Source organism: Ornithinibacillus xuwenensis (assembly GCF_039614845.1).
Taxonomy (GTDB): domain Bacteria; phylum Bacillota; class Bacilli; order Bacillales; family Amphibacillaceae; genus Ornithinibacillus; species Ornithinibacillus xuwenensis.
In genome coordinates this window covers 17535-30641 of the sequence record NZ_JBDIML010000008.1, presented here as the reverse complement: position 1 = coordinate 30641, position 13107 = coordinate 17535, and the positions used below count along the sequence as shown (strand labels likewise).

9 protein-coding genes, 1 pseudogene and 1 other annotated feature (1 of these 11 cut by a window edge) are annotated in these 13107 nt (G+C 35.7%); of the genes and pseudogenes, 1 reads left to right on the top strand and 9 read right to left on the bottom strand.

Annotation, left to right across the window (positions count from 1 at the left end):
• Window positions 1–179, bottom strand: a binding site (T-box leader) (it extends 37 nt beyond the left edge of the window).
• A gap of 85 nt (window positions 180–264) precedes the next feature.
• Entirely contained in the window at window positions 265–1179 is a 915-nt protein-coding gene (locus ABC228_RS17105; protein WP_345826471.1) for a phosphotransferase, read from the bottom strand.
• Between the two features lie 711 nt (window positions 1180–1890).
• Between ABC228_RS17105 and ABC228_RS17100 the strand changes: the two genes are divergently transcribed.
• The gene (locus tag ABC228_RS17100; RefSeq protein ID WP_345826390.1) at window positions 1891–2619 is read left to right on the top strand and encodes a D-Ala-D-Ala carboxypeptidase family metallohydrolase; all 729 of its coding nucleotides are present in this window, start codon (window positions 1891–1893) and stop codon (window positions 2617–2619) included.
• Window positions 2620–2738: 119 nt separating this feature from the next.
• Here the strand turns inward: ABC228_RS17100 and ABC228_RS17095 are convergent, their stop codons facing one another.
• From ABC228_RS17095 to glmS, 8 genes and pseudogenes are all read right to left on the bottom strand, one after another.
• Window positions 2739–6011, bottom strand: coding sequence for an ABC transporter permease (locus ABC228_RS17095; protein ID WP_345826389.1), 3273 nt, complete (start codon window positions 6009–6011; stop codon window positions 2739–2741).
• Window positions 6008–6700, bottom strand: coding sequence for an ABC transporter ATP-binding protein (locus ABC228_RS17090; RefSeq protein ID WP_345826388.1), 693 nt, complete (start codon window positions 6698–6700; stop codon window positions 6008–6010). The genes ABC228_RS17095 and ABC228_RS17090 overlap by 4 nt, the downstream gene beginning before the upstream one ends.
• Window positions 6701–7202: 502 nt before the next feature.
• Entirely contained in the window at window positions 7203–7835 is a 633-nt protein-coding gene (locus ABC228_RS17085; RefSeq protein ID WP_345826387.1) for a type 1 glutamine amidotransferase family protein, read from the bottom strand.
• 75 nt (window positions 7836–7910) lie between these two features.
• Window positions 7911–8873 carry a helix-turn-helix transcriptional regulator gene (locus ABC228_RS17080; RefSeq protein ID WP_345826386.1) on the bottom strand — a complete coding sequence of 321 codons (963 nt, stop codon included), beginning with the start codon at window positions 8871–8873 and terminating at the stop codon, window positions 7911–7913.
• A 75-nt stretch (window positions 8874–8948) separates the two neighbouring features.
• Window positions 8949–9020 (bottom strand): annotated as a pseudogene (locus ABC228_RS17075) (helix-turn-helix domain-containing protein); the annotation flags it as partial.
• Between the two features lie 141 nt (window positions 9021–9161).
• A complete protein-coding gene (locus ABC228_RS17070; protein ID WP_345826385.1) occupies window positions 9162–9629 on the bottom strand; it encodes a GNAT family N-acetyltransferase in 468 nt (155 codons plus the stop codon).
• Between the two features lie 194 nt (window positions 9630–9823).
• Window positions 9824–10471 (bottom strand): type A chloramphenicol O-acetyltransferase, encoded by a 648-nt coding sequence (catA, locus tag ABC228_RS17065; protein WP_345826384.1) that lies wholly within the window; start codon window positions 10469–10471, stop codon window positions 9824–9826.
• Window positions 10472–10882: 411 nt separating this feature from the next.
• Window positions 10883–12685: a glutamine--fructose-6-phosphate transaminase (isomerizing) gene (gene glmS, locus ABC228_RS17060; RefSeq protein WP_345826383.1), complete on the bottom strand. Its 1803-nt coding sequence runs from the start codon at window positions 12683–12685 to the stop codon at window positions 10883–10885.
• Between the last annotated feature and the right edge of the window lie 422 nt (window positions 12686–13107).

Here is a 13107-nt window from a genome sequence, read left to right as displayed (position 1 = left end):
CACTACGTACTATCATACGCGTCCTGGATATCGGTAGAATGCCGTCAAAGTTTAATTGTTTCCTTCAACTTTGCTTCTCGGAGAGGATTTTCATTATGGTCTTAACGTTGACTTTCAGCAACCGTCAACTCTCTGTGGATAAGATGTACATAACTACTCTTTCTCGTCATCGAATTCATTATAAAATTATTAATAATCATAACGAAGAAAATTCTAAAAGTCAACTTGATTCTTACAACGCATACGCTAGCACACGGAAATATCTTAATCAGCTAGAGCACGTTGGATGTTTGCTTTTGCCTCATTAGCCAACCTTACATCCTTCTCATCAATTGCCTGCATGAAAATTAAAAGCGGTATATAGACAGCGATTAAACGAGCTAATAGCTTTGTTTCTTCATCTACAGTCCCATATTCCTTGAAAAATTCTGAACGTGCATTTGGAGGTAAAAAGCTATACACAACACTCAGGTCACAGGCAGGATGTCCAATATTGATATCTCCCCAGTCGATAATTCCTGTAATTCCTCCGTCCTCATCTACTAACATATTTTTGAAATGAAGGTCACCATGCAGAAGTACACGCTTTGGTTTTACTTTTTCAATACGTAGTTGATCCAAATAAGCTAGTATCGCTCGATTCTCTTCAGCAGTAAAATGTACGGCAATATCAGAAAGGAATGTAAGCATCTTTTTCTTCCGCATTGCAATATCTGTAAGATTTCGATGGTCCTCTTGAATACCATATTCTTCTGCAACATGAACAGGAAATGCATGCAAACCTCTTAAAAATTGCGCAAGCTTTTTTGCTGATAATGAACGTTGCTTGTCCGATATCCCAATTGGATATCCCCCAGATAAATAAGGATAGCCTAGGAAGGGTGCTGGATACCCAAAATCCCCTTCACCAAAAAATAGCGGTATGGAATACGGGATTGAAATATAATCCTGTAGCTTTGGCAATATCTTTCCTTCCATCCTTAAAGCCTTTATAGCAACTTCTCTTCTTGGAAAACGAAATACATAGTCATCACCAACAACAAAAACGGTATTATCCCACCCAAACCCTAATTTTTTGATAGGTTCTTCCGCTAACTGTGGAAACTGACTGCTGATTAACTTCTTAGCCAGTTCCTCTGATACTTCCCATTCTGCATCCCATTGATTCGAACTCATTATTTCTATTACCTCCTTCTTGTCCACCATATAAAAACGTAAACTCACGCTTCCTAACCTATAATACTCCAAATTAGTTTTTAGCTTCTAGATAGAATGAAGTTCATAATTTATTGTTACATCACTTCGTATAATATAATCGTTGTCTTCAAGTTATTCCAGTATAAAATGCTTCCCTGTTCATCCTTCAAGGCCTACCTACCTAATAGTAGGCGTGTAGACATAGTCATATATTAACACCTCATCCCTTGTCCTCTCCCAAATACAGTTCCTTAGTCTACAAACAAGCTTGTCCACCATACAGAAGTCCTTATCCATAATTAGAACAATTGACGAGTATATTACTGATCATTTCCATGTTAATATATTCACAGACACCAAAGTTTATACAATTCAAATTATTCAATTAAATGACGAGGTGGTGTTTAATCAAAGACGACATTAAATCCCTTTGTATCTGTTGATTTCCGATTGAAATGGAAGCTCTCAAATCAACAACAGCCCTAATACTATTTTTCAAAATAAATCTCCTTTATCCAATAGCTGCATACTCAGTAGGAAACGTATCAACTAATACATTATCGGACCGGACAAGCATTAGCTTATAGAGCCTAACCATTGCGAAAGGAAAAAGCCAATCATTTAAAAGTTTCGTTATTTTCATTAGCCTTTGGAGGATGTCAAAACAAATCTTAATCTTAGGAGGTATGTAATTTGAAGAACACTTTTAAAAAATTGATTGCTATCGTTGGATTTACGTTAATGATAACACTTGTCCTATCCGTTACCAATATAGAGGAAGCATCTGCCTATAATTGGACTCGCACGTTACAGGAAGGTTCCAGTGGTTCGGATGTGCGGGAATTACAAATAAGAGTAGCTGGCTGGGCTGCCGATTCCCCTACACAAACATATGTCGCTATCGATGGTCAGTTTGGTCCTGCGACTAAAGCTGCCGTAATGCGTTTCCAAAGAGCATATGGATTATCGGTGGATGGTATTGTTGGACCCGCTACACAAGCAAAATTAAATGCATTAGAAGATTCGAATGGAACCAAGAACTTTAATTATAGTGAATTTTATTCAAAGGATGGCAGCGGTTTTAGCGGTGGAAGAGTCTCATCGTCTACGGTTAGAGAAAATGTTCGTAGATTAATGTATAAACTAGAAGCTGTCCGCGTTAAAATAGGCAATCGACCGATCATAATCAACTCTGGATTCAGAAGCATTTCTCACAACAATAATACTCCTGGTTCTTCACCGAACAGCCAACACACGTATGGAATTGCAGCAGATATTAGAGCTTCTGGAGTTTCCTTAACTACGCTTCGAAATGCAGCCAGATCTTCAGGATTTAGTGGTATTTATAATGGAAGTACCTATACGCATGTCGATAGCAGAATGGAATATTCTTACGGAGCACAGTATTGGTATTGGAGATAAGATCTTTTATCAAAGATACATCTTTCTTTAATTTTTGTAATTAGCAAGTACCCCTGTATTCTTTTGTACAGGGGTACCATATAATAGCTTCAGTCTCTTTCTTTAAACAATTTTTATGCCTAATTGAATCTAATCATTATACCCTTTCCGATTGTTCGGTTTTTAAACACTAAGCCATAACTTACGACAGATTCCGGAACAGTGAATTCTAATACTGCACGAATACTTCCACCATGGTGCCCTTTTAGCCATTGTTCTTCTTCCCATGCTATTGCATCAAGCACCTCAATATCTGCTGGAAGAAAAGTTGATTCATCAACAATAAGAGAAAAGTCTTTCTCTGGGCGCATTTCATAAGTAGCAGAATCTAGTATTTCAAAGGAATATTCTATTGCGATATTTTTCATCCCTGTTTCAGGTGTCGGTAATTTACTCTTTACTTCTTTAGCGGAATAGAGTAGGACACCACCCCACCCCGCATCTTTACTAGTTTCATCTGAATTAAACTCCAATAAATACTCACTAGGTATTTCCTGGTTACCATCGTTATTAGAATCACTGGAGGCTGGATTTTTTTCAGCTTTATTCTTAGGCGCCCCATCTGCAATATCTCCTTCTGTCGGGCTAAATGCTTGTTCTAACTCCTCTTTTGTAACATCCCGTTCAATATTTGGTGCAACCTTTACCATAGTAAACAAAAAGGTGCCTACCAATAAAATAAATGTAGTAATTACAACCCATCTCAAGCGTCGCTCAGAAGTTTTCTTATTGGAGAAGTTTCCTCCAATTCCCTGACTCGGTACAATACGAACTGCACGCTCTGCTGGGAATATTGTTCCTATTAGTCCAATCACCAATGGAATTAATCCAGTTGCCAATATGAATGTCATTTCCTCTGTAGGAAATTCACCGTATAAACCCCACATCATAAAAAATGCTAGTATCAGACCAATTATTGCAGCAAAAAGACCACTAAACACACCTTCGGCAAGGATTAACCTACGGATACTCCATCTTTTCCATCCAATCGCCTGAAGTAATGAAACTTCTTCACTCCTTTCTGAAATATTTTGCCACATAATTTCAGCAGTTGTTAGGATAGCAATAATTAATGATACTATGATTGCAACATAATGAGCGGGTCCTATTTCTAATGCCACGTATTCCCCTAGTACTGATGTATACATAATACCTCTGAGGCGAAAAGTAATGTACAAAAATACAGCCAGGAGGGCAGTTGGTAAGGCTATGGATATAACCGAAAGTATACTCCGCTTCCACTTCCCAATAAAATGGTTAAATGCCATACGATAAATTCCTTTGGCATGGAGTATCCGCTTACTTTTGCCAGATATTTCTCCTGTACGCATTGCTTCATAAGGTGAAATATTACGGGTCAAAACCATCGGAATGACTGACCCTAGCACATAAACAATAAGCCCAAACAAACCAGTCCATAAGAAACGGTTAAATGATATTGTTGCTTCACCTGACATATAAACAAAGCCAAGCATCATCCAAGAAATTAATGCAACAAAAATACCCATTATGCTAGACTCTATGAATAATAGTCGACTTAATTGATTTGGTCTCCAACCAACAGATAACAAAACAGCGAATTCTTTTCTCCTGGCCAGCAAGTTAACTATTCCAGATGCCCAGACGTAAACAATTGCTACAGCTATTACACTTGCAACTACACCAGAAAAGCCAATTTTGGTTTCTCTAAAAATAGATATAGAAGAACCAATATTCACCCATGGTTGTTGTAACCAACCTACATCGTCTTCCCTATTTAATCCAGGAACAAATGTTAAGGCTAACTGTGGTGAGGATCCTAGAGTGATGTCTGTGATTAGACCAGTTTTATTTTCAATCTCTGTGGCAACTTGTTCTAATATTTTTTGACTCTCATCACTTAAATCTGTAACACCTGCTACTTTAATACGAATTGCCGAAATTGGTTCATCACCTAGTATTTTTTCAGCTGCTTCAATTGTGGTAAGCATTCCTGGTGGTTCTGTTAAAAAGTTATTTGGATCTCCGATAGGCTTTAACTGTTTCGGCGGGTTCACTGGATTGCCATCCGTATCCATTATATATTCGGCAGTTGCTGGTCGATAGGTTTCCATGGGCAGTTCAGTAGTTGGATCCTTTGAAATTGCTAGTTTGCTAGCATCATAGAATCCAATCCAGCTTGGTTTGATTCGAGGATAATTAATGAATTCCTCCTCGATTAAAACAGGTTCACGATAGGACTCTTGATTTCTATATAACGGTACGGTATCTTCCCCATTTTGAAATGGTACTACTTGATACGTATATGGCCACCTATCCGCATAGGGGCTTCCGATTTCCTCGAACTTCAGTGGACTTGGTTTATAGACCATCCCCGTTATGTTATCCTCACCGGAATTGCCAATAATCTCCTCTGACTTTTCTTTATCCTCAACCGGAAGTACTTTACCAGTTTTCCAGTCCACACCCGTCTTTTCATTAATAAACTTTTGAAAGGCTTCTTCACCCGTATAATTAAATGTCTCTACAACTTCTCCTTCAATAGAATCTAGATAATTTCTTCCTCCATTTTCTTTCACCATTTCCATTACATCATTTGCGTTCTTTTCGTTAATAGCAATGTTCAAACGTTCAAATGTGATACTATCGACTTTATCTACGAATGTTTGTTGATTTACAATGATTGGAAATTCATGATGCCCTCCGTTAGTTTCATTAAAGTAATATTCATCAGATTCGTTAAAATACCTACTTGTTCCTAAGGGAATAATTGCCTCATCTAATCCTACAAGTTTTGCCTCTTGCTCTGGATCAATTCCAGCTAACAGTGAGTAAGAGTGTACAGTTAAATCCGGATAAGGGCTACCTACTCCATATTCTGGTCCCTTATTCATATTGTCCCAAATATCACTTACAAAGTAATAATTAGCTATGTCAGTTTCATTACCTATCCCGTTGTCAACCGTTGTTTTCATTACCCTCCTATAAATGCCGTCCTCTGGCAATTCCGCATAACCAAAGTTAACCTCATAATCAGCGTAGCCAATCATTGCAATTGGCGCTGCAACTTCAACGCCCGGTATATCCTTTATAGCTTCATACTGTTCAACACTAATACCCCCACTTAAGCCACTTAGATAGTTCGGTTCTAATAATTTTTTCTCCTCCGTCACGCTACGAGTTTCCTCTGGCCGAACTACAATATCATACGAAGCAGACCACCTTTTCTGTAAGGTATTAACAACGGTTCCTTTATTTGTATCAGATAACCCAATTAGATAAGTTAATCCGGCACTTACAATAAAGGCCCCAATGATCAGTAATATAAACCTTTCCTTCCTCCTCCACCAGTTCTGCCAAATAAAACGAATCATGAAGGGACACCTACTTTATCTGAAAGCACCACCCCATCTTTCATGGTAATAATACGATTTGCTTTGGCAGCTAGAGCAGGATCATGAGTTACAAATAAGATTCCACATCCTTCTTGTTCATTTAATTCTTTTAACAAATCATAAATCCGTTCTCCAGTTTCAGTATCTAAATTTCCAGTAGGTTCATCGGCAAGTAACCAGCTTGGTTTATGTACAATTGCACGGGCAATGGCTACACGCTGTTGTTGCCCTCCTGACAATTGAGATGGTAGTGAATTCGTTTTATCTTTTAGACCTACTTGTTCGAGTACTTCTTTTGCTCGTTCCAACTTGTTGTATGAGACTTTTCTGGAAAACAATGGGGTAAGGACATTTTCTAGGGCGGTTAAAGTGGGCAGTAAATGAAATTGTTGAAAGATGAAACCTATCTCTTGGAAGCGAAAGTCTGCTATTTTACTTTTATTCTTTTTTAAAACCTCTTCACCATCATAAGTTATTAAACCTCCGCTAGGCTTGTCAAGGGTACCAAGAAGGCTTAGTAATGTAGATTTCCCAGAACCAGATGGGCCAACAATGGCGGTAATTTCCCCTATTTCAAAGGTCAAATCTACTTTTTTTAATGCTACCGTTTTCATCCCATCACCTTTAAAAGACTTTTCAACTTGTTGGCAAATTATTTGTTTAATCAATTAGCTCCCCCTCTTATAAACTTTATCTTTTTTTATTTGTCATTACCATACACTCTATTACAAGATTATGTCAATTAATTATAAAACTTTTCAGATAATTTTGGGATTAGCTGAATCGCGGGAGTTAACAATAGCTGTTTAAGGAATCGCTATAAAAAAACAATAGCCAACCTGATATGTTGAGGATAAACCTTCATGTTCACGGACATCATTATTGGTAACTAAGGATTCCTTTCATATCAAGATTTACACATTATGATATTATAAGCTTCAGATTTATTAATTTAAGAAAAAATGAAGTACATGACCAATTACGTTAAAGTTGGTAAATTTCCACCACTTTTAAGGAAAGCATAGAATACTCTAATTTATTTTGTATTCTTGATTCGATTATTAGGGGTAGCGTCAGGAAAATGCGGATTTACAACGATAAGGGAATTCCAAATTAAAAAGCCCAACTTCTCTGCAAATCAAAATAGAGAAATTGAGCTTTTTAGTTGTTTCATTTATTTATTGAATTCATTAACTGGAAGAAGTATTCAGGTTTATGAGTCTTATTTAGGTTATACCATGAATGTAATGCATCTGGTGTAAATACATCTATTTTTTTCAGTACCTCCATTGCAAATTCCAGAGGAGCTATTCCTGGTGCAGTAACTAAATTCGCATCAGATACCGCAGATCCCAACTCATAGAATTTTTCTCCTTTATAGTTAGGACATACCATTTTGGTATATTCTAAGTTATTACTTGTATGCTTTCTAGTATCCAAGTATCCCATATTCGCGAGGGCATCAGTTGCACCACAAATTGCAGCAACAATAGTACCAATCTTTAAAGCTTGGCCAACTCTCTCCAAGATAGGTTGATGAATTTTTTCACTCCAAGTAGTACCTCCTGGTAAAATTAAAAGATCTTTACTCTCAAGAATACATTCGTCAAGGGAAATATCTGGTTTTATGCTCAGTCCTCCCATCGTAGTAATCATTTCTTTATTAGCTCCTACTGTAATTACTTTTAAAGGTGCTAAATCTTTTTTGAAATATCTTCCTGAGTTTAGTTCAGCAGTTAAATATCCATATTCCCAGTCCGACATTGTATTAAATACATATAGAAAAACTTTTTTTGTTTGCATCCAATAACACTCCAATCACATTTAATATAGCCAAATATAACATAACTTCCCTGACACCTAGCGTCAGGGAAGTTATTAAATTTGATGATATTTTATTAATTCCGACAAAACTTCAACCAGTCTTTCCTTAAGACTTATTGGCTCAATAACTTTAAGAGATTTATTGTACGGTAGAAGTAAATAAGGTACATATGTATGTATCATATCTTTTTCAAGAAGAAAAACTGCTTGATTTGAAGTCTGTTCTTGTAAATAATGTCCTAAAAACCAATGTTGGCAAATATCAGCCAATACACTTTTATCCCCACTAATAACCAAAGAAATAATCTCTTCCTTATCTTCTATAGTTGGAAGAAGATTTTTTATAAAATAGTCACGTGCTGAAAAATTTTCTGGCCTGTTAAATTTATTTTCCGTTAGCATTAGACTTTCAATTCGATCAACTCTAAAACTACGGATATCATTCCTAAGATGACAAAATCCAATCACATACCACTTATTATTCCAATATATAATTCTGTACGGATCGACCAATCTATAATTTAATTGCTTTTCGCCACTTTTATGGTAAAGAATTTTTACTGCGTACCCGTCAGCTAAGGCCTGCTCCAACTCCTTCAAAAAAGGTTCTATAGAGAGTGAACTTAATCGACTTATTACTTCAAGACTAGTTAAATGTTGGTTTATCTTTGTTTGCTGCTCTTGATTTGAGTATTTACTTAGTTTTGAAATGGCCCTATTAAGTGCTTCACCTCCATAATATCCGGCTTCTTCTGCAAAAACAGCAGCGTGAAATAGTGAAGTTTGCTCCTCAAAATCAAAAAAAAGAGGAGCATCAATAAAATTGTTCAATAAAGTATATCCACCGTTATGTCCTGGTTCTGAAATTATAGGTACGCCACTTGTTGAAATTGTATCAATATAACGATACACAGTCCTTATATTCATCTCTAACTTTTCTGAAATTTGTTTTGCAGTAATTTTTTCACCTGAACGAAGCATCCATAGAATTGCTAACATATTGTCAATTTTAGGCATATAATTCCACCTCTATATGAAATATATATTCTATTATATATTTCCGATTTTTGGTATAACTCATCAACTGTTCCTTTACGATAGCTTTCTGTATAATGAGGCCCTAGACACATTTGTAATTTCACAAATTTGATTTACAGTCATATCTGCCCCGTTAGCTTGATAAATTCTATCTAAATACTAACACAATATACCAAATATAAAATTAGGAATTTTCAATAGAAAAAAGACGATCAATTATGATCGCCTTGTTAAACTTTTGCACTCGTTAGTGGAAGAATTTTTTTATTATAATTGTTTTTCAAGACTGTAATAATGATTACCTTCAAATAATCTTTCATCATATTTTTCGAAACCTAAAGTAGTCCAAAAATTTAACGCTTTTTTGTTAATAGCGTGAACTGCGATTTGGATACTTTCAACTTGTTTATCCTTCATTAGATTTTCATAAGCGTAATACGTTTCTTTTGCATATCCCTGCCCCTGATACCGGTTATCTATTATAAGCAAACTTAACCAAGGTTTTTTTGCACGCGGGCTTGACATTCCGTATTCTAATATCCCGATAATGCTTTCATCTTTACTTACTAAATATCTTTCTGTTTTTAACTTTTCCGATTCAGAATATTGATCTAATATGTCCTTGTTTTCTAAATGCTTTTTATTAAATGCTATCGAATTATATTCAGTGTTAGAATTGAAGATTTTCTGCTCAACATATATTTGATTTATATCACTTTTGACAAACGTTATCATACCTATCCCCTTCATTTATTATCTAACTCTCTTGCCCTGCCTATAACACAATAACTTCTTCATAAAATAGTGTTAATCCTTCTTGGATTAACGTACCTTAAAATTTAAGTACATTTATTCACAAACTTTGTTGGTATTTCTATAAGGGTACTGATTTAACAGTTCCCCTTATAGATATTTTCTCCAATGAACAACTAGAGCCAGTCTGCACTTTCATCAGCAAGTCTTTGAAAATCATTCATAAAAACACTAGCATGATAACCATCACAAACAGCATGATGAATTTGTAACGAGACAGGTAAAAATAATTCCCCTTTTCCTTGTAAATATTTACCTCCAGTTATAATTGGTAAAAGAAAATCTCCACCATTATTAATATTTAAATTAAATGCTGTAAAAGAACTCCAAGGAATCATAGATATAGGAATATTATTTTCTGGTATTGGAGTCTTTGGAAATAAACTACTGGTACCAATGTATTTTTCGACATCTTTTTCATATTGAGAATGAAACTCAGAAAACCTAGTTAAATTTAGTGACCAGATGCTAGAAAATGTGAATGTCTTCTTGTCAAAAATTATATAAGAAGGCAAAATCTCTGTCCAATAACCTAAATTTCCTTCTGAGTTAAAACTGGTTCTAAATTCTCGATGGGAATTAACTATTTTTGTAATCATAAAAATAAACGCAGGATATAACTTATAATTCTTTCTCTTTAAGTTTTTCATAAGAATAGTAATATTTATTTCATTCGTTATACTGAATGTTGTTTGTTGTTGTAAATAGTGTTCAAAATACTCTTTTCGATACCAATTTTCACGTTCAATTATATTGAATTTCATTTTCAACGCCTCCTAAAATTTTCATTTGATTTTAGGAGGCTGTTTTCTCTGCCTTTTTCATGACAATCATCCTTTTGTAAAAAATTTTATACCATGACATTATAAATGTGTATCTAAAAGTCACATACAGATTCACTTTTTCAACTAAACTGCACCGTTAGTTGAAGTACTTAATATTCTAAATGTTATATGTATGTTAACATACATATTCAATTCTTAGTTCAAATAGTTCCTCAACAATTAACACTCAAAAAGTGTTCGTTATCCAAACACTCTAATGTAACCATAAAAAACCCTCTGTTCCTATTTAAGGATAGAGGGTTTTCTGTAATTACTTAATTGAAATTTACCAACTTTAATGTTACTGGATAAAAAGAAGTACACAGCATATGCTATGTACTTCTTTTTTTCTTATTCTACTGTAACGCTTTTCGCTAAGTTTCTTGGTTTATCCACATCACAGCCACGGTGTAATGCTGCATAGTAAGCAAGTAATTGTAATGGAACCACACTTGCAAGAGGTGTTAAAAGTTCATGCACTTTCGGTAATACAAACGCATCATCATCTTGTTCGAGACCTTTCATGCTGACGATTAAAGCATTTGCTCCACGTGCTACAACTTCTTGAACATTTCCACGGATGGAATAGTTCACATTTTCCTGTGTTGCAAGAGCAATGACAGGTGTTCCTTTTTCAATTAATGCAATGGTTCCGTGCTTTAATTCTCCACCAGCAAAACCTTCTGCTTGGATATAGGAGATTTCTTTAAGCTTTAATGAACCCTCTAAGGACACATTAAAGTCAGCACTACGACCAATGAAGAATGCATTGCGTGTAGTTGATAAATAATCTCTTGCTAATTGCTCGATTTCTTCCTTTTGAGCAGTTAAAACATCCATTGCATTGGCTACAATTGCTAGCTCTTGCATTGGGTCAAAGTCTAACTCTAATCCTTTTGCTCTGGCAGTATCAACTGCTAATATTGCTAATACTGCAATTTGTGCCGTATATGCTTTTGTTGATGCAACAGCAATTTCAGGACCAGCATATAAATGCAAGGTGTAATCCGCTTCACGAGAAAGGGTGGATCCTGGCACATTTGTAATGGTAAGTGCTGGATGTCCCATTTCTTTTATTTTTACTAGTACTGCACGGCTATCAGCTGTTTCACCACTTTGTGAAATGAAGATAAATAATGGTTTCTCTGATAGCAACGGCATATTATAAGAAAATTCACTTGCTACATGAACTTCAACAGGTATTTTAGCTAGTTTCTCAATGAATTCTTTACCAACTAAACCAGCATGATAGCTAGTTCCGGCAGCAATGATGTAAATGCGGTCTGCAGCTTTCATTGCAGCACGGATTTCCTCATCAAGCTTTAATTCATTGTTCTCATTTTGATATTCTTTAATGATTTTACGCATGACGATCGGTTGCTCATCAATTTCTTTAAGCATAAAGTGTGGGTACGTACCTTTTTCAATATCACTTGCATCAATTTGTGCAGTGTAAGGATTACGTTCTAAAACTGTCCCATCAAGCTTTTGAATGGAAACAGACTCACGGTTAACAATTACAATTTCTTTATCATGAATTTCAAGATATTGGTCTGTAACCTTTAATGTTGCCATCGCATCACTAGCGACAACATTAAACCCTTCACCTAAACCAACTAATAATGGACTCTTATTTTTAGATACATATAATGTATCTGGATCTTCATTATCAATCATCGCGATTGCATAAGAACCTTTAAGTAGCTCCATCGCTTGGCGGAAGCTTTCTAGTGTGTTTTGCGTTTTTTCATAAAGCTTTTCAATTAACTGAACAACTACTTCGGTGTCTGTTTCACTATGGAACGTAACACCTTGAAGATATTCCCTTTTAAGGTCTTGATAGTTCTCAATAACCCCGTTATGAACAAGAGTAAATCTTCCTGAATTACTTTGGTGAGGATGTGCGTTCTCTTCACTTGGCTCACCATGTGTTGCCCAGCGTGTATGACCGATACCCATTGTTGCATGAACATTGTTATCGACTGTTTCTTTAAGGGTTGCAATACGGCCCTTTACTTTGAAAAGATTGACGCCACTTTCATTTAATAATGCGATACCAGCTGAGTCATAGCCACGATATTCTAATTTTTCTAATCCGTTTAATAAAACCTCTTTTGAATCCTGTTGTCCTATATATCCTACAATTCCACACATTTCGTTGTGTTCCTCCTCATGGTTAAGGGGCAACAAACGACCGAACGAAAGGAATATTGCTTTCTTTGGGGCGTTTTGATGCCCCTTTCTCGTGTTATGTTCACACTCTGCCTTCATCCTTTGTGCAACAGGTCACCCTGTTGTTTTGTGAAAAAAGCAATACGATTGGAGTGTACAATCGGAAGGTACCCGCCGAAAAATTCGATAACCTTCACCTCGTCAACTACTTTCCTTTTCCCGTTCAGAAAATAGTCCTGGCGCTTTATTAGTATTTACCGCTATCCTCCTTTCTAATGTTTATAATCTGTACCCTATTTTTGCCAAATTAAGGCCTTCTAAATGGTACCAACTCATTTTACTCGATAATACTCATTCTGGCAATTATTAAATAGCTTCTGGGATGTTATTAGTATATGGAAAAA

Coding starts and splice junctions, on each gene's coding strand:
- catA (WP_345826384.1), bottom strand. CDS start 10,471: ATGAAATTCAATATAATTGAACGTGAAAATTGGTATCGAAAAGAGTAT.
- glmS (WP_345826383.1), bottom strand. CDS start 12,685: ATGTGTGGAATTGTAGGATATATAGGACAACAGGATTCAAAAGAGGTT.
- ABC228_RS17095 (WP_345826389.1), bottom strand. CDS start 6,011: ATGATTCGTTTTATTTGGCAGAACTGGTGGAGGAGGAAGGAAAGGTTT.
- ABC228_RS17085 (WP_345826387.1), bottom strand. CDS start 7,835: ATGCAAACAAAAAAAGTTTTTCTATATGTATTTAATACAATGTCGGAC.
- ABC228_RS17070 (WP_345826385.1), bottom strand. CDS start 9,629: ATGATAACGTTTGTCAAAAGTGATATAAATCAAATATATGTTGAGCAG.
- ABC228_RS17080 (WP_345826386.1), bottom strand. CDS start 8,873: ATGCCTAAAATTGACAATATGTTAGCAATTCTATGGATGCTTCGTTCA.